16 protein-coding genes are annotated in these 18,449 nt (G+C 55.9%); 12 read left to right on the forward strand and 4 right to left on the reverse strand.

Features of this window, described 5'->3' with window-relative positions; translation table 11 throughout:
* Nucleotides 1-5 precede the first annotated feature (5 nt).
* A complete protein-coding gene (locus GV764_RS11200) occupies nt 6-455 on the forward strand; it encodes a GNAT family N-acetyltransferase (RefSeq protein ID WP_161660238.1) in 450 nt (149 codons plus the stop codon).
* Here GV764_RS11200 and galR read toward each other — a convergent pair.
* A complete protein-coding gene (gene galR / locus GV764_RS11205) occupies nt 452-1,459 on the reverse strand; it encodes an HTH-type transcriptional regulator GalR (RefSeq protein ID WP_125295299.1) in 1,008 nt (335 codons plus the stop codon). The two genes, GV764_RS11200 and galR, sit on opposite strands and share 4 nt — an antisense overlap.
* Before the next feature lie 628 nt (nt 1,460-2,087).
* On the opposite strand from galR, the gene aas reads away from it, so the two are divergent.
* Both aas and lplT read left to right on the forward strand, forming a co-directional pair.
* On the forward strand, nt 2,088-4,244 hold the full coding sequence (aas, locus tag GV764_RS11210) for a bifunctional acyl-ACP--phospholipid O-acyltransferase/long-chain-fatty-acid--ACP ligase (RefSeq protein ID WP_161660239.1): 2,157 nt from the start codon (nt 2,088-2,090) through the stop codon (nt 4,242-4,244).
* Nucleotides 4,237-5,430 (forward strand): lysophospholipid transporter LplT, encoded by a 1,194-nt coding sequence (gene lplT, locus GV764_RS11215; RefSeq protein ID WP_161660240.1) that lies wholly within the window; start codon nt 4,237-4,239, stop codon nt 5,428-5,430. The genes aas and lplT overlap by 8 nt, the downstream gene beginning before the upstream one ends.
* Before the next feature lie 30 nt (nt 5,431-5,460).
* Here the strand turns inward: lplT and GV764_RS11220 are convergent, their stop codons facing one another.
* The 3 genes from GV764_RS11220 to mutH all read right to left on the reverse strand — a co-directional run bounded on the left by GV764_RS11220 (nt 5,461) and on the right by mutH (nt 7,686).
* Entirely contained in the window at nt 5,461-6,501 is a 1,041-nt protein-coding gene (locus GV764_RS11220) for an NADP(H)-dependent aldo-keto reductase (protein ID WP_161660241.1), read from the reverse strand.
* 114 nt (nt 6,502-6,615) lie between these two features.
* Nucleotides 6,616-6,834, reverse strand: coding sequence for a YgdI/YgdR family lipoprotein (locus GV764_RS11225; protein ID WP_125295294.1), 219 nt, complete (start codon nt 6,832-6,834; stop codon nt 6,616-6,618).
* 171 nt (nt 6,835-7,005) lie between these two features.
* Nucleotides 7,006-7,686 carry a DNA mismatch repair endonuclease MutH gene (gene mutH, locus GV764_RS11230; RefSeq protein WP_161660242.1) on the reverse strand — a complete coding sequence of 227 codons (681 nt, stop codon included), beginning with the start codon at nt 7,684-7,686 and terminating at the stop codon, nt 7,006-7,008.
* A gap of 681 nt (nt 7,687-8,367) precedes the next feature.
* Between mutH and rppH the strand changes: the two genes are divergently transcribed.
* The 9 genes from rppH to recC all read left to right on the forward strand — a co-directional run bounded on the left by rppH (nt 8,368) and on the right by recC (nt 18,302).
* Nucleotides 8,368-8,898, forward strand: a complete 531-nt coding sequence (gene rppH / locus GV764_RS11235) for an RNA pyrophosphohydrolase (RefSeq protein ID WP_161660243.1) — start codon at nt 8,368-8,370, stop codon at nt 8,896-8,898.
* Between the two features lie 11 nt (nt 8,899-8,909).
* Nucleotides 8,910-11,156, forward strand: coding sequence for a phosphoenolpyruvate--protein phosphotransferase (ptsP, locus tag GV764_RS11240; RefSeq protein WP_161660244.1), 2,247 nt, complete (start codon nt 8,910-8,912; stop codon nt 11,154-11,156).
* Between the two features lie 150 nt (nt 11,157-11,306).
* Nucleotides 11,307-12,182, forward strand: a complete 876-nt coding sequence (gene lgt, locus GV764_RS11245; RefSeq protein WP_161660315.1) for a prolipoprotein diacylglyceryl transferase — start codon at nt 11,307-11,309, stop codon at nt 12,180-12,182.
* A gap of 6 nt (nt 12,183-12,188) precedes the next feature.
* Complete coding sequence (gene thyA / locus GV764_RS11250; RefSeq protein ID WP_161660245.1) at nt 12,189-12,983, forward strand: thymidylate synthase; 795 nt, start codon at nt 12,189-12,191, stop codon at nt 12,981-12,983.
* A gap of 180 nt (nt 12,984-13,163) precedes the next feature.
* Nucleotides 13,164-13,634 carry a prepilin peptidase-dependent protein gene (locus GV764_RS11255; protein WP_161660246.1) on the forward strand — a complete coding sequence of 157 codons (471 nt, stop codon included), beginning with the start codon at nt 13,164-13,166 and terminating at the stop codon, nt 13,632-13,634.
* Entirely contained in the window at nt 13,628-14,188 is a 561-nt protein-coding gene (locus GV764_RS11260; protein WP_161660247.1) for a prepilin peptidase-dependent protein, read from the forward strand. Before GV764_RS11255 ends, GV764_RS11260 begins: the two co-directional genes overlap by 7 nt.
* Complete coding sequence (locus GV764_RS11265) at nt 14,185-14,601, forward strand: DUF2509 family protein (RefSeq protein WP_328515165.1); 417 nt, start codon at nt 14,185-14,187, stop codon at nt 14,599-14,601. The genes GV764_RS11260 and GV764_RS11265 overlap by 4 nt, the downstream gene beginning before the upstream one ends.
* Nucleotides 14,586-14,906, forward strand: coding sequence for a prepilin-type N-terminal cleavage/methylation domain-containing protein (locus tag GV764_RS11270; protein WP_161660248.1), 321 nt, complete (start codon nt 14,586-14,588; stop codon nt 14,904-14,906). The genes GV764_RS11265 and GV764_RS11270 overlap by 16 nt, the downstream gene beginning before the upstream one ends.
* Nucleotides 14,907-14,927: 21 nt before the next feature.
* Nucleotides 14,928-18,302, forward strand: coding sequence for an exodeoxyribonuclease V subunit gamma (recC, locus tag GV764_RS11275; protein ID WP_161660249.1), 3,375 nt, complete (start codon nt 14,928-14,930; stop codon nt 18,300-18,302).
* Nucleotides 18,303-18,449 lie beyond the last annotated feature (147 nt).

Raw genomic sequence — 18,449 nt, forward strand, 5'->3', positions numbered from 1 at the left:
AGCGCGTGCAAATCGTTCCGCTTTATCACTATCCGCACTATGCCGACCGGGTCATCGACTGGCTGTGGCAGGCGTTTGGCCCGGAACAGCCGCGCGCCTTTTTCGCGGATATTATTCATCACAGCCAGACGCCAGGCGCGCTGCCGCTGACCTTTATCGCCCTGGACGGTGATAAGCTGCTGGGAACGGTAGGGTTGTGGCGCTGCGATCTGATCAGCCGCCAGGATCTCACGCCGTGGCTGGCAGCGTTGTACATTGATGAAGCGGCGCGCGGTAAAGGCTTAGGCGGAATGATGCAGGAGCATGTGACAGGCGCGGCGCGTCAGGCCGGTTTTGATGCGCTGTACCTCTATTCCGCCTGTCGGGATTATTATGAACGGTTCGGCTGGGGCTACATCGGCGATGCCCTGGAATATCCGGTTAAAACCGTTCATCTGTATCACAAGGCGCTTTAGCTTTCCGCCAGCGCCGCAACGGAATGGCGGCGTACCAGGGTTGGACTGAACAGGTGCGTCACTTCCGACGGCGTCTGGTTTTGCGCTAACGCCAGCGCCAGCTCCGCCGCCTGGGTCGCCATGGTTACGATGGGATAGCGCACCGTGGTCAGGCGCGGGCGCACATAGCGTGAAATCAGCACATCATCAAAACCAATCAGCGAAATCTCTTTTGGCACATCGATGCCGTTGTCATTCAGCACGCCCATCGCGCCTGCCGCCATTGAGTCGTTGTAACACGCCACGGCGGTAAACTGCTTGCCGCGGCCCAGCAGTTCCGTCATCGCCTGCTCGCCGCCGCTTTCATCCGGCTCGGCAAACGTCACTAAGCGATCGTTGCAGGGCAAACCGTGCTCTTTCAGGGCGTCGTAATAACCCTGTAAGCGGTCTTCGGCATCGGAAATCGCATGCGTTGAACACAGGTAACCGATACGGGTATGGCCCTGCTGGATCAGATGGCGGGTCGCCAGCCAGGCGCCGTAGCGATCGTCCAGCGCCACGCAGCGCTTCTCGAAACCGGGCACGATCCGGTTGATCAACACCATGCCGGGGATCTGTTTCATCAACAGGATCAGTTCACTGTCGGGGATCATTTTGGCGTGCACCACCAGTGACGCACAGCGATGACGAATGAGCTGTTCAATGGCCTGGCGCTCTTTCTGCTCATTATGATAGCCGTTGCCGATCAGCAGGAAATTACCGGTGTGGTAGGCCACCTGCTCCACCGCTTTGACCATCGCCCCGAAAAAGGGATCGGAAACATCGCCTACCACCAGCCCGATGGTTTCTGTGGTTTGCTGGGCCAGCGCCCGGGCATTGGCGTTCGGATGGTAGTTGAGCTGTTCCATGGCGCTTTGCACCGCCGCCCGCGAGGCATCGCTGGCTTTTGGTGATGCATTGATAACGCGTGAGACCGTGGCGACAGACACTCCTGCGAGCCGCGCTACATCCTTAATCGTCGCCATAAATGACTTTGTCCTGAGGGTAAGCGTTTACACAAGGTTAAGTTTTACGGAAAACCGGCGCGGACACAAGGCCGCCGCTGATGGCAACGTCGCAAATCGGTCGAAAAATCCGTGCGGGCTCGCCAGGGGGGGACACAGATTAATACCGGTATTTGTAACCGAAACGGCAGGAATAATGTCTGTTAAAACCTTTAGTTACACTTTGCCGTAGGCTGTTGCGATTGGCTGCTGGCGGCTTAATTCGCGCGCTTGATACAGTAGCTCTCCCAGAGGTATTGATAGGTGGAGTTAGCAACATATTTGCTGCTCACTTGAATTACACCAACCTGCGCGGATGCGCAGGTTTTTTTTTGCCTCAGCCAATCTGTTACACCCCGCGAGCTTTTACACACCTGGTTTCACTTCAACAATCTCCCTTGCGTATTTCTCGTGGCGTAGCGGCGCTGTGGGCTTCAGAATTAACAAACCCAGAGGTATTGATTGGTGAGAATTCCGTTCTAATGCTTGCACCAACCTGCGCAGACGCGCAGGTTTTTTTTTATCCCTGCTACACTAACGCAACCTGAGTTATCTCGTGTAATCTGCCCGCAAATATCCATTTTTCATTGCTAACGCAAAGGGAGTTGAGATGCTTTTCGGTTTTTTTCGCGCGTTATGTCGCATTTTGTTCCGGGTCAGGCTTCATGGCGACACGCGTTCGCTGAACGCGCCCCGCGTCCTGATTACCCCTAATCACGTCTCGTTTATTGACGGTATCCTGCTGGCGTTGTTTCTGCCGGGCCGCCCGGTTTTTGCGGTTTACACTTCCATAAGCCAACGGTGGTACATGCGTTGGTTAAAATCGCTGATTGATTTTGTTCCGCTGGACCCGACCAAACCGATGTCGGTGAAATATCTGGTACGCCTGATTGAGCAGGGCAGGCCGGTGGTGATTTTCCCGGAAGGCCGCCTGACGGTGACCGGCTCGCTGATGAAAATCTACGAGGGCGCGGGGTTTGTCGCGGCAAAATCTCAGGCGACAGTCGTCCCAATCCGTATCGAAGGCGCGGAACTGACCTTTTTCAGCCGCCTGAAAGGCCTGGTAAAACAGCGCCTGTTCCCCACCATCAATATTCATATTCTGCCGCCGACGACGCTGGAAATGCCGCAGGCGCCGCGCGCCCGGGATCGCCGCAAAATTGCCGGTGAGATGCTGCATCAGATCATGATGGAAGCGCGTATGGCGGCGCGCCCGCGCGAGACGCTGTACGAGGCTTTTCTGGCGGCGAAGTACCGTTATGGCGCAGGCAAAAACTGCATCGAAGATATTAATTTCAACCCTGACAGCTATCGCGGCCTGTTGACTAAAACGCTGTTTGTGGCGCGCATTCTGGAAAAATACAGCGCGCCGCGTGAAACCATCGGGCTAATGTTGCCTAATGCCGCCATCAGCGCGGCGGTGATCCTCGGCGCAACAGTGCGCGGGCGCATCCCGGCGATGATGAACTACACCGCGGGCGTTAAAGGGTTAAGCAGCGCCATCACCGCCGCGCAAATCAAAACCGTGTTTACCTCGCGCAAGTTCCTTGATAAAGGCAAGCTGTGGCATTTACCGGAACAGCTGACTCAGGTGCGCTGGGTATTCCTCGAAGATCTCAAGGGCGACGTGACGGGCGCGGATAAACTGTGGATCTTTTCCCGCGTATTGATGCCGCGTCTGGCGCAGGTGAAACAGGAGCCGGAAGACGCCGCGATGGTGCTGTTTACCTCAGGCTCTGAAGGCAATCCGAAAGGCGTGGTGCACAGCCATAAAAGCCTGCTGGCGAATGTTGAACAGATTCGCACGATTGCCGACTTCACTGCGAAGGATCGGTTTATGTCGGCGCTGCCGCTGTTTCACTCGTTTGGCCTGACCGTCGGGCTGTTTACGCCGCTGTTTACCGGTGCGGAAGTGTTTCTCTATCCCAGCCCGCTGCATTACCGCATCGTTCCCGAACTGGTTTATGACCGTAACTGTACGGTGCTGTTCGGGACCTCAACCTTCCTCGGCAACTACGCCCGTTTCGCCAACCCCTATGATTTCTTCCGGGTGCGCTACGTAGTTGCAGGCGCGGAGAAACTCCAGGAAAGCACCCGGCAAATCTGGCAGGACAAATTTGGTCTGCGGATTCTGGAAGGTTATGGCGTCACGGAGTGCGCGCCGGTGGTATCGATTAACGTGCCGATGGCGGCAAAACCTCACACCGTCGGGCGTATCTTGCCGGGTATGGACGCGCGCCTGCTTGAAGTGCCGGGCATCGAACAGGGCGGGCGGCTGCAACTGAAAGGGCCGAACATCATGAAGGGCTACCTGCGGGTCGAAAACCCCGGCGTGCTGGAAGCGCCCGCGGCGGAAAACGCCCGGGGCGAGCTGGAGCCAGGCTGGTATGACACCGGGGATATTGTTGCCTTCGACGAGCAAGGGTTCTGTCAGATTCAGGGCCGTGCCAAACGCTTTGCCAAAATCGCCGGGGAGATGGTTTCGCTGGAGATGGTGGAACAGATGGCGACCGGGGTTTCGCCAGAAAAGCTTCATGCAACCGTGATAAAACAGGATGCCAGTAAAGGCGAAGCGCTGGTGCTGTTTACGACCGATAGTGACTTAACGCGCGACGCCTTGCAGCAATACGCCCGTGCGCATGGTATACCGGAGCTGGCGGTGCCGCGCGATATCCGCGTCGTGAAACAGTTGCCGGTACTGGGCAGCGGCAAACCTGATTTTGTGACCCTTAAAGGCATGGTTGAACAGGAACAGCAGAATGCATGACATTGCCGATACTTCGCTGCGCTCGCGTGGAATGATGGCGGTTATCGCCGCCCAGTTCCTGTCCGCCTTCGCCGATAACGCTTTGCTGTTCGCCACCCTGGCGGTGCTGAAGGCCCAGTTTTATCCGGACTGGAGCCAGCCGGTACTGCAGATGGTGTTTGTCGCGGCGTACATCCTGTTCGCGCCGTTTGTCGGGCAGTTTGCCGACAGCTTCGCCAAAGGGCGGGTGATGATGGTAGCCAACAGCCTGAAATTAATCGGCGCGCTGGTTATCGCCACCGGTTTCAATCCCTTTGTCGGTTATACCCTGGTGGGCGTTGGCGCGGCGGCCTATTCCCCTGCAAAATACGGCATCCTGGGGGAAATCACGACCGGTGATAAATTAGTCAAAGCCAACGGGCTGATGGAGTCATCCACCATTGCGGCTATCCTGATGGGGTCGGTAGCGGGCGGCGTGCTGGCGGACTGGCACATCGGCGCAGCGCTCGGCGTATGCGCGCTGTTTTATGCGGGCGCGGTGGTAGCGAACCTGTATATCCCAAAACTGGCGGCGGCGCGTCCGGGGCAATCCTGGAACCTTATCACCCTGATCCGGCAGTTTTTTGCCGCCTGTCGGCAGCTGTGGAACAACGGCGAAACCCGCTTCACGCTGGTGGGGACCAGTCTGTTCTGGGGGGCGGGCGTTACGTTGCGCTTTTTGCTGGTGCTGTGGGTGCCGGTGGCGTTGGGTATCACCGATAACGCAACGCCAACCTATCTTAACGCCATGGTCGCTGTCGGGATCGTGGTGGGAGCTGGCGCGGCGGCGAAGCTGGTGACGCTGGAAACGGTATCCCGCTGTATGCCTGCCGGGATCTTAATCGGCGTGGCGGTTGTCGCGTTTGCCGTTCAGCAAACGCCGCTCCCGGCCTATCTGCTGTTGATGCTGCTGGGGATTTTCGGCGGCTTTTTCGTGGTGCCCCTGAATGCCTTGCTTCAGGATCGTGGTAAACGTTCGGTCGGCGCAGGCAATGCCATTGCGGTGCAAAACCTGGGCGAAAACAGCGCCATGCTGTTAATGCTCGGTCTGTACTCGCTGGCGGTGAAAGTCGGCGTGCCAGTCGTGGGTATCGGTACAGGATTTGGCGTGCTGTTTGCGCTGGCGATCGCCGGGCTGTGGCTCTGGCAACTGCGTCAGAAGATATAAGACAAGGGGCGGATATCCGCCCCTTAATTTTTATGGCGAAGGGTAGGTATAGCGCTGATGAACGGCTTCCAGTTCAGCCAGCACCGCCTCATCCAGCGTCACGTTCAGGCTCTCAACGTTCGCTTTCAACTGATCCAGAGTGGTGGCGCCCAGCAGCGTGCTGGCAACAAAATGCTGCTGGCGAACAAAAGCCAGCGCCATCTGAGCCGGGTCGAGATTATGGCGCTTCGCAATCTCAACATAGGCGGCAACGGCATGCTGCGCCTGTTCGCTGCTGTAACGGGTAAAGCGGCTGAACAGGGTGTTGCGCGCGCCAGCGGGCTTCGCCCCGTTAAGGTATTTGCCGGTCAGGGTACCGAACCCGAGGCAGGAGTAGGCCAGCAGTTCAACACCTTCATACTGGCTCACTTCCGCCAGACCCACTTCAAAGCTGCGGTTCAGCAGGCTGTAGGGATTCTGGATAGTGACGATGCGCGGCAGATCGTGTTTTTCCGCCAGATGCAGATAGCGCATCACGCCCCAGGGCGTTTCGTTAGAAACGCCGATATAGCGGATCTTGCCGGCACGCTGGAATTCCGTTAACGCTTCAAGCGTTTCCAGAATTGTGATCGCCGGCGCGCTGTCGCTCCAGCTATAGCCCAGCTTGCCAAAGCAGTTGGTGGCGCGCTGCGGCCAGTGAACCTGGTATAAATCAATATAATCGGTCTGAAGGCGCTTCAGGCTGGCGTCCAGCGCGTTACGGATATTTTTGCGATCCAGCGCCTGATCGGGGCGGATGCCCGCATCGCCGGCACGCGGCGGCCCGCTGACTTTTGTCGCGAGAACCAGTTTGTCGCGTAAACCGCGTTTATTCAGCCAGTTGCCCACGTAGGTTTCCGTGAGGCCCTGGGTTTCCGGGCGCGGCGGCACCGGATACATCTCTGCCACATCGATTAAATTAATGCCCTGGCTGACGGCGTAATCGAGCTGTTCCCAGGCGTCGGCTTCACTATTTTGTTCACCAAACGTCATGGTTCCCACCCCCAGGGTGCTGATTTCCAGCGAGCTGTGGGGAATACGGTGATATTGCATAGCCGCTTACCTTTTATTGTGGTTATGGGGGATATAAACATGGCAGAGGGGAAACAAAAGGGGAAGAGTGCGGGCTAAAAAAACGAAGGCCAGCGTTAGCTGACCTTTTTAACTTCAACGTTCAATGATTTGAGAAACCTCGTTGCGGTTAATCTGCATCTCATTGCCCTGGATATCGCGATAACTGACCAGGCCAGTGTCGTCATCCACCTGCGGCTTTCCTTCCGTCAGGATCATGCGGCCATCTTTGGTTGCCATGACGTAATCGCTGCTACACCCTGATACGGCGAATGCCAAACCGACAGCAGAAATTGCTACAGCCCATTTCTTCATTGTTATGCGCCTCGTATAAATTGGTGTGATGTCCCTTTAGTAATAGCGGGAAAAAGTGGAGGAAAACAGCAGGTAAGTCTTAAAAACTGCAACTAAAGTTGAGGCCGGGTAACAGATATACGTAGCCACGGGGGATGGCGTGGCGCAAAAAATCAGTTTTGGCGGGGAGGATCACAATAAAAAATGGCGCGCCAGCAGCGCAGCGGTGAAATTTTTCTTCAGATAAAAACCGCGCGGCAACGTCACAATCGGCTCGCCGTTCATCCCAATCGCTTCCGTTAATGCTTTGCTGTTCGCCGCTTTTGGACGAAGCTGCAAGACTTCACCATGCCGGGCGGTAATACGTTCCACCTGACCCAGCACAATCAAATCCATTAACTCTTCCCAGTCGAGACGCAACTGTTCTTCTTCAGCGGGCGAAGGGCTCCACAGCAGCGGCGAGCCAACGCGCCGCGCCGCCAGCGGCAGGCTGCGTTCGCCTTCTACCGGCACCCACAACACGCGTTTCAGCTTATGGCGTACGTGGCTGGTCTCCCATACCACGCCGGTGTTGCCAGTCAGCGGCGCCACGCAGACGAAGGTAGTTTCCAGCGGGCGTCCATAGCGGTCAATGGGAATCGTTTTAAGCTCTACGCCCAGCGCTGCGAAGTCCTGCTCGGGTTTACTGCCCGCCGTTGCGCCCAGCCAGCGTTCCAGCAATACGCCAATCCAGCCTTTATCGCGACGTAAATCACCAGGCATGGGTATGCGCGCCAGGGCGGCCAGTTCGCTCAACGTATAGCCTGCCAGCGCCTGCGCCTGGCTTAACAACTGGTTTTCATTTTCTGGCGGACCCGACAGCGGAGCGATCATAAAACTTCCTTTGGTTAAAAAATGTACTGCGGCGAAGCCGCTTATACACAGCGGAAAAAAGTTTCAGCGCAGCGATATTAACCTAATGATTTAAAAGACGAAATAAAGCATATTCATGGGTAAAAATCGCAGGCGTAAATGGGTTTTCCAAATTAGGTCACTGACAATAAACAGGATCTTACACCATGTTATCCACAGAAAAATGGGATAACTGATAAAACTGCTTAATACTGTTTCAATTTACAGGCTTGACGTGCGAGCAATATCGAGTTTTTGAACAATTTACGCTTAAGTAAAGGGCACAAACTGTGGATAAAAACGACGTTGTTCGATCTTTAAACATAATAAGGATCAACCTTGTGACGTAGATCACGCATTACAAGGCATCATCAACAATAGTCAGGTTAAGTGAATGAAATATGTGGGAATGCCTGGCAAGTTCGCGACAAGCGGTAAGAGGTTATTCGGAGTTTTCCCTGGGAAACCCGTTACTTCTTCACAATGATATCCACAGAAAAAGTGAATAAAATTCCCCGTAATAGCGGCAGCCTGTTTATAACCTCGACTTTTTTTGTGAGTTATTCAATTGTTATACCTTTGCGCCCCGTCAGGATAGTGGTTTACCGTTTTTCAGGAGTGTGAAACAATCGATGATATTTTGTTTTTTATCGAGGTAGTCCGGTGATCGATGATGATGGCTACCGCCCAAATGTTGGTATCGTAATTTGTAATCGTCAGGGACAGGTCATGTGGGCGAGACGCTTCGGCCAACACTCCTGGCAATTTCCGCAGGGTGGCATTAACCCCGGCGAGTCGGCAGAGCAGGCCATGTACCGTGAACTTTTCGAAGAGGTCGGATTACAGCGAAAAGACGTCAGGATCCTCGCGACAACCCGAAACTGGTTGCGTTATAAATTACCGAAACGTTTGGTGCGTTGGGACACAAAGCCGGTTTGTATCGGCCAGAAGCAAAAATGGTTTCTTCTGCAATTGATAAGCAATGATGCCGATATCAATATGCAGACCAGCAGTACGCCTGAGTTTGACGGGTGGCGTTGGGTTAGTTATTGGTATCCGGTGCGTCAGGTAGTCTCCTTTAAGCGCGATGTGTATCGTCGAGTCATGAAAGAGTTTGCCAGCGTAGTTATGGCCTTGCAGGAAGCAGCGCCAGTGCGCCATCACGCGCCTGCTTATCGACGAAAAAGAGGTTAAGCCACACGCCTATGCTGACCCAGTTGCGAGAAATAGTTGAAAAGGTAGCCAGCGCACCGCGATTGAATGAAGCGCTGAATATCCTGGTGAATGACGTTTGCCTGGCAATGGACACCGAAGTGTGTTCCGTTTACCTGGCGGATAACGATCGTCGCTGCTACTACCTGATGGCAACACGGGGGCTGAAAAAGCCGCGCGGCCGCACGGTCACGCTGGCTTTTGACGAAGGCATCGTCGGCCTTGTCGGGCGGCTTGCTGAGCCGATCAACCTGGCAGACGCGCAAAAACATCCCAGCTTTAAATATGTTCCCGCCGTGAAAGAAGAGCGCTTCCGCGCTTTTCTCGGCGTGCCGATTATTCAGCGCCGCCAGTTGCTTGGCGTACTGGTGGTTCAGCAGCGTGAGCTGCGCCAGTATGATGAAAGCGAAGAATCCTTCCTGGTGACGCTCGCCACCCAGATGGCGGCGATTCTTTCCCAGAGTCAGCTCACCGCGCTGTTTGGCCAGTACCGCCAGACCCGCATCCGTGCGCTTGCCGCCGCCCCTGGCGTTGCCGTCGCGCCTGGCTGGATGGACTCCACCGTTCCGTTAATTGAGCAAGTGTCTGAAGCCTCCACGCTGGATCCCGGTCTGGAGCGTGAACGTCTGACTTTCGCTCTTGAAGAAGCTTCCGGCGAGTTCCGGCGCTACAGCAAGCGCTACGCCGCCAGCGCGCAAAAAGAGACGGCGGCAATTTTCGACCTTTACTCACACTTGCTTTCCGACCCACGGTTGCGCCGGGAACTGTTCGAAGAAGTCACCAAAGGTTCGGTGGCGGAGTGGGCGGTCAAAAAAGTTATCGAGAAATTTGCCGAGCAGTTTGCCGCATTAAGCGACAACTACCTCAAAGAGCGCGCCGGCGATTTACGTGCGCTGGGCCAGCGGTTGCTGTTTCACCTCGACGATACTATTCAGGGGCCGAATACCTGGCCGGAACGCTTTATTCTGGTCGCGGATGAACTCTCCGCGACCACGCTGGCGGAACTTCCCCAGGATCGTTTAGCGGGCGTGGTGGTGCGTGACGGCGCAGCTAACTCTCATGCCGCCATTATGGTGCGTGCGCTGGGTATTCCTACCGTGATGGGCGCGGATATCCAGCCTGCCGTGCTGCATGCCCGTATGCTGGTGGTGGATGGCTATCGCGGCGAACTGTTAGTCGATCCTGAACCGGTATTATTACAGGAATATCAGCGGCTGGTCAGTGAAGAGAACGAACTCAGCCGCCTGGCGGAAGACGACGTTGACCAACCTGCCGCGCTGAAAAGCGGTGAACGCGTCCAGATTATGCTCAACGCCGGGTTAAGTCCGGAGCACGAAGAAAAACTCGGGAGCCGTATCGACGGAATCGGGCTTTATCGCACCGAAATTCCCTTTATGTTGCAAAGCGGCTTCCCCTCAGAAGAGGAGCAGGTTGCGCAATATCAGGGCATGTTGCAGATGTTTAACGATAAGCCGGTCACGCTGCGTACCCTGGATATCGGCGCGGACAAGCAACTGCCCTACATGCCTATCAGCGAAGAAAACCCCTGTCTGGGCTGGCGCGGCATCCGCATTACTCTCGATCAGCCGGAAATATTTCTGGTGCAGGTGAGGGCGATGCTGCGCGCCAATGCCGCCACCGGCAACCTTAATATCCTGCTGCCGATGGTCACCAGCATTGACGAGGTGGATGAAGCGCGCCGTCTGATTGAGCGTGCCGGCCGCGAAGTGGAAGAGATGCTGGGCTATACCATTCCCCGCCCGCGCCTCGGCGTGATGGTGGAAGTGCCGTCCATGGTCTTTATGCTGCCGCACTTAACCAACCGCATCGATTTTATCTCTGTTGGCACTAACGACCTGACGCAGTACCTGCTGGCGGTGGATCGCAACAATACCCGCGTCGCGAACCTGTATGACAGCCTGCATCCCGCGATGCTGCGGGCGCTGAGCATGATTGCCAGCGAAGCGCAGCGTTATTGTATTGACCTCTGCCTGTGTGGCGAAATGGCGGGCGACCCCATGTGCGTGGCGTTGTTGGTGGGTTTAGGTTTCCGCCATCTTTCTATGAACGGTCGTTCGGTCGCGCGGGTAAAATACCTGCTGCGCCATATTACCCAGGAAGAGGCGCAAACCCTCGCCAGACGTAGCCTTGACGCGCAGTTAGCGACGGAAGTGCGCCATCAGGTCGCGGCATTTATGGAGCGTCGGGGCATGGGCGGCCTGATACGCGGCGGTTTGTAATACCGCTTCTTACATATCTTTTACATCAACCCAACGGCAAGCCGCCCGGCGTTTATGCTATGCTTCGCTGCTTTGGGAGCGCCCCTTATCGGGTGCATCATTGAGCCCGCATTCTGAATTTAGCGGCATTAACAACGAGTTATGATGACTATGAACAGTGGGTATCTGCATTTTCCCGATATCGATCCGGTAATCTTTTCCGTAGGACCGCTTTCCCTCCACTGGTACGGCATGATGTACCTGGTAGGATTTGTGTTTGCCATGTGGCTGGCGATCCGCCGCGCCAACCGTCCCGGCAGCGGCTGGACTAAAAATGAAGTCGAAAACCTGTTATACGCCGGTTTTCTTGGTGTATTCCTCGGCGGCCGTATCGGCTACGTGCTGTTCTACAATATGCCGCTGTTTCTTGATAACCCGCTGTATCTGTTCAAAGTCTGGGACGGTGGGATGTCCTTCCACGGCGGGCTGATCGGCGTGATCTGCGTGATGATTTGGTTTGCGCGCCGCACTAAACGCACCTTCTTCCAGGTTGCCGATTTTATTGCGCCGCTGATCCCGTTTGGCCTGGGCGCAGGGCGTTTAGGCAACTTCATCAACGGCGAACTGTGGGGCCGCGTCGACCCGAGCTTCCCGTTCGCGATGCTGTTCCCCGGCTCACGCGGCGAAGACATCGCGCTGCTTGCCACCCATCCGGAATGGCAGTCGCTTTTCAATACCTACGGCGTTCTGCCGCGTCACCCTTCTCAGCTGTATGAGATGGTGCTGGAAGGTATCGTGCTGTTTATTATCCTCAACGTGTTTATTCGCAAACCGCGTCCGATGGGGGCTGTCTCCGGCCTGTTCCTGATTGGCTACGGCGCGTTTCGTATCATTGTTGAATTTTTCCGCCAGCCAGATGCGCAGTTTACCGGCGCCTGGGTGCAGTACATCAGTATGGGCCAGATCCTTTCCATCCCGATGATTGTCGCAGGCATCGCGATGATGGTTTGGGCTTATCGCCGTCGCCCGCAGCAACAGGTATCGTAACGAACCATGAAACAATATCTTGAATTGATGAAAAAGGTCCTCGACGAGGGCGCTCAAAAAAACGATCGCACCGGAACGGGCACGCTGTCCATCTTCGGCCACCAGATGCGTTTTAACCTCCGGGAAGGTTTCCCGCTGGTGACCACCAAGCGTTGCCATTTGCGCTCCATCATTCATGAACTGCTGTGGTTCTTAAAAGGCGATACCAACGTCGCGTACCTGCACGAGAATAACGTCTCCATTTGGGATGAGTGGGCCGATGAGAACGGCAATCTGGGGCCGGTATACGGCAAACAGTGGCGCGCCTGGCCAACGCCGGATGGCCGTCATATCGACCAGATCGCCAACGTAATGAACCAGTTGAAAAACGATCCAGACTCGCGGCGCATTATTGTCTCCGCCTGGAACGTCGGGGAACTGGATAAAATGGCGCTGGCGCCTTGTCACGCGTTTTTCCAGTTCTACGTGGCGGAGGGTAAACTTTCCTGCCAGCTTTATCAGCGTTCATGCGATGTGTTCCTTGGTTTGCCATTTAATATCGCCAGCTATGCCTTGCTGGTGCATATGGTCGCGCAGCAGTGCGATCTGGACGTGGGTGATTTCGTCTGGACCGGCGGCGACACGCACCTGTACAGCAATCACCTCGAGCAAACGCATCTGCAACTTACGCGTGAACCGCGCGCGCTGCCGAAGCTGATCATCAAACGTAAGCCGGAATCGCTGTTTGATTACCGTTTCGAGGATTTCGACATCGAAGGTTACGACCCGCATCCTGGCATTAAAGCGCCCGTCGCGATTTAACCGCACTCTGCCATAACCGACGCGCCATGCGTCGGTTTTTTTCGCCTGAAAGTCCACCCTGCGCGACAGCTTCCCGATCCTCTGCAACAGACTGCAAGTCAGCTTAAAACCCTTCGGCATATCTCGTCATTGCGTTTTTTGGCGCTCATCGGCGCGCATTTTTTCTGGCATTGTGCCGCCATGAAAATACGCACTCGTGGATTTACGCTAATGGAAATGATGGTGGTGATGGTTATTGTCACTGCGTTGGCTGGCGCGGGCATTTATAGCTGGCGCGACTGGAAGCAGCAGCAACAACTGCGTGAAGCCGCGCTTCAGGTAAGGGATTTTCTCACCTTCTTGCGGGAAGACGCTAACTGGCATAACCGCGACCATTTGTTATGGACTCACCAGAGAGGCGAGGCGTGGTGCATGGGCAGTAAGACAGCGGAGCAGGCAACCTGCGAACAGCGCTCTCCCTGGCAAATCGCAATCACAGCGTCAGACGTCCAGCTTACAGAGATCACCCCGGGTTTAGGATTTTTTGGCCTGCGCAATACCGCCTGGCCGGGGCATATCCGGCTGCGTAACGACAGCGGCGAATGGAAAATCATCGTTTCCGCCTGGGGCCGCATTCGCGCCTGCAATATTTCAAGGGAGGCGGTATGTTAGCTCCACGAGGTTTTTCGCTGATTGAAGTGTTAGTGGCGATGTCGCTAAGCAGTATTCTGATGATCGGAACGATGCGGTTGTTGCCGTCGCTTCAGCGCGCGGTACTACAGCAATCCCGGTTAAACCTGATGCGGGAAGATTTATGGCAACTGGCTTTCGGCATCGCTAAGCAGGCGCAGCGGGCGGGATACTGTCACGGCGAATGCGCCGGCAAAGGGATGGAAATACGTGACGACGGCCACTGTCTGATTGTGCAGTGGGACGCTAATCACAATGGTAAATGGGAGGGTGCCACTGCCTCAGAGCCTGAACAAACCGGTTATCGACTGCGGGATAAAAGCCTCGAGATCCAGCGTGGCGCCTCACAGTGCGCTGGCAAAGGTTGGGAGCGGTTGACCGATCCCGGGCAGTTCAGGATTGACGATTTTACTGTGGCGTACATTGCCCGAACGGGGCAAAAACCGTTAATCACCATTTCTCTCTCAGCGGCTATGGCGCAGGATCCGACGCGTAGCCTGAACGTCGTCCAACAGGTCGTCGGGTATAACCAGTGAACAGGCAAAGCGGATTTTCATCCATCGCTATGGTGATGATGCTACTGGTATTAGGCGGTGGGCTCCTGTACGGGCTTGACCAGCATTTGCGCGCCCAGACGCCTCTGCTGATGAATGAGCGCGATGCCATCCGCGCCTTTAACGCGGCGCTATCTGCTCAGGCATGGGGAACGACGTTACACTGGCAACCCACCGGCGAATGGCAATGCCAGACCATGCAGGCAACAGGCTGGCGGGCGTGCCTTAAAGCCGGGCAAAAAGGCGATGTGCTGCTGGCGGCACAGGGGATGAGCGATCGTCAGCCAATTACCCTGTGGCGCTGGGGCAAACAGGGGGCAACCCTGGCTTTCCCTGCAAATGGTTGGATCGACAGCTGTCCCTTAAGCGAGGCAACCTTATGCCAGCTTCCCTGACAACGCGCAAAGACGCCGGGTTTAGTCTGACGGAAGTCCTGGTGGCGCTGGTGCTTTATGGTGTCGTGATCTCAGCATTGATGGGGTATCACCGGGGTTTAACGTTAAGTTTCCAGTCGTTATGGCAGTATCGGGAACTGTGGCGAATCGCCGCTCAGCAGGTTGAGCCTCAGGCCCTGCCGCCGCCGTTGGGCTGGACGGTTACGCGGGGGCAGACATCCACGGCTGGATGTGTCAGCATTTCGGTTATTGTTACCAGCCCAGCGGGCAGACGAGGGGAATTATCCCGTTTGCAATGCCGGTAAGTTATCTGATGAGGTGTTTACATGTTGCGGGTTTACCACTCGAATCGTCTGGATGTGCTTGAGGAGCTCATGGAGTATCTCATTGAGCAACAGCCTCAGCCCGATCCTTTCGATCCTGAAGTGGTGCTGGTGCAAAGTACCGGGATGGCGCAGTGGCTGCAAATGTCCCTGGCGAAAAAGTTTGGTATTGCGGCGAATCTTGAATTTCCGCTGCCTGCCAGCTTTATCTGGGATATGTTCGTGCGGGTGCTAAAAGATATCCCTCAGGAGAGCGCGTTCAGCAAGCAGAGCATGAGCTGGAAACTGATGACGCTCCTGCCGCGCATGCTCGAGCGCCCCGAATTCGCCATGCTTCGACATTACCTTGAAGATGATGCGGACAAACGAAAGCGCTTCCAGCTTGCCGCGCGCATTGCGGATTTGTACGACCAGTATCTGGTTTACCGCCCAACATGGCTGGCCCGCTGGGAAGCGGATGAGCGCGTAGAGGGTATCGGCGAGTCACAGCAATGGCAGGCACCGCTCTGGAAAGCGCTGGTGGAACTTACCCACCAGCTGAATCAGCCGCAGTGGCATCGTGCCAATCTTTATCAGCGTTTTATTTCCACCCTGGAAACGGCAACGGAGCGCCCTGCGGGTTTACCGGAACGGGTATTTATCTGCGGCATTTCCGCTCTACCGCCGGTCTATCTGGAAGCGTTACAGGCGCTGGGCAAGCATATTGATATCCATTTGCTGTTTACCAATCCCTGCCGCTACTACTGGGGTGATATTAAGGATGCCAGTTACCTGGCGAGGCTGCTGAGTCGCCAGCGTCAGAAAACGCGCAGTGATGAAAACACGCCGCTGTTTCATGACAGTGCGTTGGCATCATCTCTTTTCAACGACAACGGCGAGCAGGCTACCGCAAATCCGCTGCTGGCCTCATGGGGAAAGCTGGGCCGCGATTATCTTTACTTGCTTTCCGGGTTGGAACGATTCCAGGAACTGGATGCCTTTGTGGATATAACACCAGACAATCTGCTGCATCGTATCCAGAACGATTTACTAGAGCTGGAAAATCATGCTGTGGTTGGCGTCACGCTTGAGACCTATGAGAACAGTGAAAGCAAAAGACGATTAGATCATGACGATCAAAGCCTGACGATCCACGTATGCCATAGCCCCCAGCGTGAGGTGGAAATCCTGCACGATCGTTTGCTGAAAATGCTGGAAGAGGATCCCGAACTCACGCCGCGGGATATCATCGTCATGGTGGCGGATATCGACAGCTACAGCCCGTTTATTCAGGCGGTGTTTGGCGCGGCGCGCGATAATCGCCGGATCCCATACGCAATTTCCGACCGCCGGGCGCGTCAGGCGCATCCGGCGCTCCAGGCCTTTATTTCCCTGCTGTCGCTGCCGGACAGCCGTTTTACGGCGGAAGACGTCCTGGCGCTGCTGGAAGTCCCGGCGCTGGCGGCGCGTTTCTCAATTGACGAGCAGGGGTTGCGCTATCTACGCCAGTGGGTCACTGAAGCGGGCATCCGCTGGGGGATGGATGACGACAACGTCCGCGAATTCGACCTGCCTGCAACTGGCCAACATACCTGGCATTTCGGCCTGACCCGTATGCTGTTGGGCTATGCCATGGAAAGCCGCGTCGGGGAATGGCAGTCGATCCTGCCGTATGACGAGTCGAGCGGTTTGATTGCCGAACTGGCAGGCAACCTGGCGGACCTGCTGATGCAGCTGAACATCTGGCGCGCGGGGCTCAGCCAGGACAGACCGCTCGTGGAATGGCTGCCGGTGTGCCGCGACCTGCTGCAAAGCCTTTTTGACCCGGATAGTGAAACCGAAGCGGCGTTAACGCTGATCGAACAGCAGTGGCAGGCCATGATCGAGCAGGGTGTGGCTTCCCACTACGGTGAAGACGTGCCGCTGAGCCTGCTGCGTGATGAAATCTCGTCGCGTCTCGATCAGGAGCGCATCAGCCAGCGTTTCTTAGCCGGGCCGGTCAATTTCTGTACGCTGATGCCGATGCGCTCCATCCCGTTCAAAGTTGTCTGCCTGTTGGGTATGAACGACGGAGTTTACCCGCGCACGCTGTCGCCGCTGGGGTTCGATTTGATGAGCGACAAACCGCTCAAGGGCGACCGAAGCCGTCGCGACGACGATCGCTATCTTTTCCTTGAAGCGCTGATTTCCGCGCAGCATCAACTGTACATCAGTTACATTGGCCGTTCGGTGCAGGACAATGCGGAGCGGTATCCTTCGGTGCTGGTGGAGGAACTGGTGGATTACGTGGCGCAAAGCCATTACCTGCCGGGCGATGCGTCGCTCAACTGCGATGAGAGCGCCCGCCGCGTTAAGCAACACATTACGCGCCTGCACCCGCGGACGCCCTTCGAGCCGGAAAATTTCCGCGTGGGAGATGAGCGGCAGAGCTATGCCCGCGAATGGCTGCCCGCCGCCTGCGGAGAAGGGCAGGCGCAGCCTTCGTTTATCCACCCGCTGACGCCGTTTGAAGCCACAGAAATCACCCTGGAACAGCTGGCGCGTTTCTGGCGTCACCCGGTGCGGGCTTTCTTCCAGATGAGGCTACGGGTTAATTTCCACGCCGAAGAGGTGGAGTTAATGGACACCGAGCCCTTCACCCTCGACAGCCTGGATAAATTTTATCTGAACCAGGATCTGCTCACGACGCTGGTAGAACAGCAGGATCCGGAGCCGCTATTCCGCCGCTACAAGGCCGCCGGTTCGCTGCCTTACGGCCCGTTCGGCGAGCTGTTCTGGGAGGAGCAACTGGCGGAAATGCAGACCATGGCTGATGAGATCATCGCCCTGCGCTGCGAAAGCGAAAACATGGAAATTGACCTGCATATTGACGGGCATCGCGTTACAGGCTGGCTGCCGCAGGTTCAGGCGGACGGTCTGCTGCGCTGGCGGCCTTCGGTATTACGGGTTGAGCATGGCATGCAACTTTGGCTGGAGCATCTTGTCTACTGTGCCTGTGGACGTGACGGCAGCAGCCGGTTATACGGGCGAAAATCCACGCGCTGGCATTTCCCGCCTATGGAGGCCGGGCAGGCGAAAGGGTATTTGCTGATGCTAATCGAAGGCTATAAGGCGGGCTTAACCGAGCCCTTGATCGTCTTGCCGCAGTCCGGCGGCGAGTGGTTAAAAGCCTGTTATGACAAAGAAACGGACGCCATTTTGTGGGATGACGAGACCCAGCAAAAGGCGCGCAACAAGCTGATCCAGGCATGGACCGGTAGTTACAATATTGAAGGCGAAGGGGCGGACATGTGGTATCAACGCTTGTGGCGCACGCTGGAGCCGGAATACTACGACGCTATTATCGAGCAGGCGCAACGGTACTTATTGCCCTTATTTCGTTTCAATCAAACAGAATGACTGTATAAAAATTGCACAGTCGAAAGTGTTCATTTACTATGCGCTTCTCATCCGGACAGGGGTGCGACGATTGCGGGTAAAACCGTCATAGCAAGACAATGAATTGATGATGAATAGCACAAGAGGTTTCGTGATTATGAGGTTCGT

The sequence above is a fragment of the Atlantibacter hermannii genome (genome assembly GCF_009907385.1).
GTDB classification, from domain to species: Bacteria; Pseudomonadota; Gammaproteobacteria; order Enterobacterales; family Enterobacteriaceae; genus Atlantibacter; species Atlantibacter hermannii_A.